General features: G+C 30.6%; 3 protein-coding genes. 1 reads left to right on the top strand and 2 read right to left on the bottom strand.

Going from position 1 to position 5,740, the window contains the following annotated elements:
• Positions 1–554 precede the first annotated feature (554 nt).
• A complete protein-coding gene (locus ACFEL2_RS05070; protein ID WP_341758083.1) occupies positions 555–782 on the top strand; it encodes an MbtH family protein in 228 nt (75 codons plus the stop codon).
• Between the two features lie 363 nt (positions 783–1,145).
• Here ACFEL2_RS05070 and ACFEL2_RS05065 read toward each other — a convergent pair whose 3' ends face one another.
• Together ACFEL2_RS05065 and ACFEL2_RS05060 are read right to left on the bottom strand one after the other, a co-directional pair.
• Positions 1,146–2,438, bottom strand: coding sequence for an IS256 family transposase (locus ACFEL2_RS05065; protein ID WP_375331621.1), 1,293 nt, complete (start codon positions 2,436–2,438; stop codon positions 1,146–1,148).
• A gap of 326 nt (positions 2,439–2,764) precedes the next feature.
• Positions 2,765–5,578 carry a hypothetical protein gene (locus ACFEL2_RS05060; protein ID WP_375331668.1) on the bottom strand — a complete coding sequence of 938 codons (2,814 nt, stop codon included), beginning with the start codon at positions 5,576–5,578 and terminating at the stop codon, positions 2,765–2,767.
• Between the last annotated feature and the right edge of the window lie 162 nt (positions 5,579–5,740).

Below are 5,740 nucleotides of genomic sequence, written 5' to 3'. Positions count from 1 at the left end.
TACTTTTATTAGACAAAATATCAAGAAATTATAGGAGATTAAAGAATAAATGGCAAAAATACCACAAGTATTAATAAAAATATTAATACTTAAGTTATTATAATGAAAATTTTAAATATTGATTATATTTTTAATGTAAACTTTAGTAAAAATAGTTAATAAAAACTGTGTAGGTGAATATGATATAATGAGTTAGTGAAAAGGTTAAGTGAAGGTAAACATAAGGTGATGATAGGTTATAGAAATGAACCACACGAGGAAATAAAGCAGATGATTAAGAATGGCTACTTCATATTAAAACCTAAACTAGAGGTACTGATACAGATTTAGGTATTAATGTTGATTTAAATAATACGAATGTAAAAGAACTAGATTTTAATAAGGAAGAAGGGCTACTTCATGTTGAAGACACTACAAAATTAAATTATAATTTAGTTAGATGTATAACTGATATTGACCTTGCTACAAAAAAGGAGAGGATTATTTACAAGTTATAAAAGAAGAAATAATGATAACTAAGATATTAGAAATAACAATAGGAGAAGAGGAAATATATGTCAGAAGATAATGAAGAATATATATGTTTAATTAATGAGGAAGAGCAATATTCGATATGGTTTGTTTGGAAGGAGATACCGTCAGGTTGGAAACAGGTTGGACCTAGAGGCAATAAGGAAGAAGTTTTAAAATATGTAAAAGAAGTATGGATAGATATGAGACCAAAAAGTCTTCGTGAACAAATGGATAAGTTAGCAGCAAAGAGTATTAAAGCTTTAAACTAACTAGGGTGTGGCATCAATTGAGTTCATTTATTATTATACAATGGACTTCCTATATAGAATGAGAAGCATATGCTATATGGTTCAGTTGAAGTAGTCGAGATTTAATGGCTCTGTCCAATTGATTGTGTGTGCGTCAAGATAAGGTGCATTAATCTTACGGGTGAAAGTCCTGTTATTGAAGGAGTAACTAGCTCCACCATATACCGAGTCTTGTGCGGCTGAAGGTAACGACAGTAGTAAAGCGTAGACAGCGAAACATCCGAGCCGAAAGCAAATCTAACAATTAGCCTTAAGCTTTTATTGAAAAAAAACAGGAAAAGTCAAGGGACTTGAGTGAAGTAATTACTATAGTTATCGGGTCTATCAGAAAGATTGTGTAAGTATGATGTCAGAGTTAGTCCATCTTTGATCGACATTTGCCCATTTTTGGTCATCAGTACCACAAAGTATGGCAAATTGATTCAAGGCAACTGACCAATCTTTAATTGGCATTGTCCACTTCTTTTGAGCGTTTGTCAATGCCAAAAATATTATTTTCTGAATTGATTTATCATCTGGAAATACCCCTTTATTTTTTATAATTTTCCTGATTTGCCGATTGGCTGATTCAATAGTATTAGTAGTATATATTGCCTTTCTAATCCCTTCAGGAAAACTAAAAAGCGGGGCTATACCTGACCAAAGACGTTGCCACATGTCAGAAATTACTGGATATTTTTCGTCCCATTTTTTACTAAAGTTTTGTAGCTCTCTAATCCCTTCCGCCTCGTTTATTGCTGTATAAATTTTCTTTAAATCAGCTGTTACCGATTTTAAATCTTTATATGACACGTACTTGGTAGAATTCCTAACCATATGCACGATACATAATTGTACAATAGTTTTAGGAAAAACACTATTTATAGCTTCAGGAAAGCCTTTTAGACCATCTACACAAGCAACATATATCTTTTCAATTCCCCTATTCTTTAGCTCAGTTACCACTTGCATCCAAAATTTAGAACCTTCATTCTTGCCAACCCAAATACCAAGTAGCTCTTTCTTACCTTCCATATTAACACCTATAGCTATATAAACTGCTTTATTTATTATAGTGTGATTGTCTCTTCCTTTGACATATATGCAGTCAAGATATATTATCGGATATATACTATCAAGGGGACGATTCTGCCAATTTATAATATCCTCCAAAACTCCGTCAGTTACTTTAGATATTAATTCTGCAGATACTTTGGTAGAATAGATTTCCTCTAAATGTCCTTGTATCTCCCTTGTAGTCATACCTCTTGCATACAGAGATATTACCTTCTCATCAAACCCTTTAAATTGTCGAACTCCCTTAGGAATTAATAGGGGTTCAAATTCTCCTTCTCTATCTCTTGGAACATCTACTGTTATATTCCTACCATCTTCATCTATTATAGTCTTTTCATAACTACCATTGCGTCTGTTTTCAGATTCTTTCTCATCCTTGGAATGTTTCTCATATCCAATATAAGATTCCATCTCTTTTTCTAGAATCTTATTAACTAGTTGTTTTTTTAACTCTTGCAATATCCCATCTTTGCCAAAAATTTCTGATGGATTACTTTGTGACAAAAGTTCTGATACTACTTTTTCTACAGATTGATTTATTGTTTTTGTTTTCTTCTTCATATTAACCTCATGTAAGTGTTTTTTCGTAATCTTATTTTTACTACTTTTTTCAACTTACACAATCTTTATGACAGACTCTAGTTATCCTAAAAAAATCTAACCAATGTTGTGCCTAAAAATCTGTAACCCTTATATCCATGCCTCTTCCAACCTTTGACCTTATCAAAAACTGCGGAAGTTGGGAAGACCGAAGGTCGACGAAGCAATCCATAAAAGTAACCATAAGTGGATTGCTTCGTTCGGGCTTCACGCCTTCTCGCAATGACGTCGGTTATTTTTCCACAACCTTTAAACTGCCATGATTATCTTTAAAGCCTCTTCCTCTTCTAACTTTCGACAGTTATGATTTCTTCCCCCAAGCAATCTACTTCATGATATATGTTAAGATCATATACTTGAGCAACATTGTACTTTAAAGTATAATCTTCTTCCTGTGGATGATGTTCTGTAGCACCAAAAACTTTTATAACATTAATCTTATTCTTAAGTGCCTTTCTTATACCAGCATGATTAGTTTTGTGATTAAAGTCTATTAAAACAGCACCATTATCGTTTTTATAAATTGTGCTTGGCCATAACCTAGCATCTCCATCTATTTTAAGTTCAAAAGATTTGCCTACCCTTTTAACCCCATTATAATTTTTTACTATACCTTTCTCTAAAGCAGTGCTAAACGCCTTTTGCTCAGACTTCTCTAATGAATTGAACAGATCAGGGGCAATAATAGCATAAATATTATGGTGTTCCTTACCAATATTGACAATATTTTCATTCTTTGTTGTATATGATACATCATTAGAAATGTGCCAAACTTGATGATTTTCTTGAGGATGATCAGAAGTCTTATCATGAGAAAATCGAGTACTTTTTTTAAGATTTTGATAATATTGATGTATAATTGCCCAGTGGTTTAAACATTTTGTAACAAAATTTTCTTTGTATAAGGAATCTTCTTGAGACTTACCTTCAGAGCTATATTTTTCTAAATCACGATTAGAGCTATCAATATGACTGTTCGCAGGAATCAACATCTGTTGTTCTTCACTAATAGTTTGATTTATAATTTCTAAAGAAAAAGTAACTTCATCATCTTCAGCGATTTTATTAATAACGTTTTTAATTTCATCTTCTGAGTTTGAGGTTGAAGTTGTTGCAGGATCTTTTGATAACAGATGATAGTGACATATATCAATTATGGTTTGATAAGCACTTAAAAACTTTTCCTTTATGGCATTACACGTATTGTATATTTGTTTAATATAACTCAAATTTTCTTTTAGAAATTCTTTATTATTATCTGAAAATGCATTTAACACTAAGCCTAATTTAACCTCATTAAGGTAAATTTTAGGTTCTATTTCATATTGAAATGATTTATGAAATTTTAACAAATTTTCTGCCAAATCTAAATAATGTTTAGTTTGCACTAAGTCTTCAATAGTTAAATATAAGTCTGCTACTTTTATAACAGTTATAAGATCTCTCCCTAAACAATCCTTGTTTAGGAGCTTATCTAAAACTTTTTGATAATTTATTTGTTCTATCTCATTTTTAGACCAATATTTTAAACAACTTAGAATCCTCAAGGTACTTTCAGCTGTGTCACTTTCAAAGCTCGGGTCATCAACTATCTCCTTTATAGTGCTAACACTACACTCCCCTGTTTGCATGATGAATGCATATGAAAATTTTACAATAGTTGTATAGATTTCTTGGCTTTGTGTTGAAAAAGCTTGCTTAATTATTTCTAGCTCTTCCTGTATCTTTTTAACAAATGCTCGATCAAAATTATGATATGAAAACAAATCTATGAATATTCTTTGAGCTTCACCAGATAAATTAAATTTACTAACTAAATGAGCAAGAATACCATTTTTAAATGAACCACTTTCTATATTATATAAAGCTATTAATAAACCATAAAAATCTTGCTCTATCTCACTACCATTAGCATATTTCATCAATTCTAATGATACTTCAATTATTTCTTTTAAATTTGTCTTATGCTTGCAGTAATAAAGACGTAGTCTATAAGCATGGTGTTTACTACTATCGGTTACACCATTATTATCAACGGTTAATTTAACTAATTCGCGAGTATAATCATCTAGTAATTTTTCATCTATTTTTGTTAATGACCCTATTTTTGTAACATATCGCTCTATTAACTCCTCATAGTAAGCCATCTTTAATGAATTTAATGGCACATCTTTTATAATAGAACTTATTATTTTTATATAATTATCAATATCTATATTTTTATAACATTCCCTTAAAAGTTTACCCACAACACAAACCTGAACTATATAATAAGATTCATTATTATTCTGTGTCCGGAAAAACAACTTCATGTGTCGAGCAATCTCATCTGTTTTGTTATTTAATATAACATCGAAACATTGTAAAAGCTCTGCTGACGTTCCTAAACTTTCTGCTGACCACGGCTCTTTCTTGGATACAAGTAAACATCCTCCTAATTTTTGAGTGGATGTAATCGAATATCCTTCTAATTCTTTCTTTAATTTCTCTACATTTTGATCATAATCTTCTTTATTAAAATCTTGTTTTAGTATTTCTGAAGCGTTTTTAGCCCCTTTTTTCTCTTTTAACCATTGAATTAATTTTTTGTTTTGCCGTATGTCTGATTGAATGCTTAATATATTCTGTAAAGATTCTACCAAATCTAATAATGTTAAGTTATCCTTGTCTAACATATTAGGATCAAATAAATTACTCAAAACTTCACTATTCAACAAATATTTGAGAACATCTTCCTCATCTTTCTTTATCTTTAAATGCTCACGAATGAATATAAGGTTAAATAATATTGTCCTAAATTGTGAGCTTTCTATTACAGTATCATCTATTTTCTGAACAAAATTTAACAAGAATTTCTCTATAAGTTTTATATATTTTATTTTTTGTCCATTAGTTATATCAGTTGCACTGACGGAAGATAAAATACGTTTGAGTATAAAATCTCCCATAGTAGATTTATTATCATCCTCTAAATGTGTAAGTAAAACTCTTTCTAATTGCTCAGAGTGTTTTTGCTCAATGCTAGTATTATTTACTGAGCTGCTAACTGGTATGCTATTAGTTGAAGATTTTTTTGGAGAGTGTTTATGTTTTTTTTTCATATAAATAACAAGACCATCCAAAACGGCTCTGCCTTTTTAAGTGTGTAAATTCTAAAATAGGCACTTAAATCCTCTCCTCAAATTTTATCAAAAAATGAGCCATAGCAGCATTCCAATTTGGAATAGGCATAGTCCATTTTTGGTCGTCAGTACCGCAAAGTA

It is taken from the genome of Candidatus Tisiphia endosymbiont of Temnostethus pusillus (assembly GCF_964264675.1).
In the GTDB taxonomy this organism is placed as follows: domain Bacteria; phylum Pseudomonadota; class Alphaproteobacteria; order Rickettsiales; family Rickettsiaceae; genus Tisiphia.
Note: the sequence above shows the minus strand (reverse complement) of the source record. Positions and strands in the feature narration are given on the sequence as shown.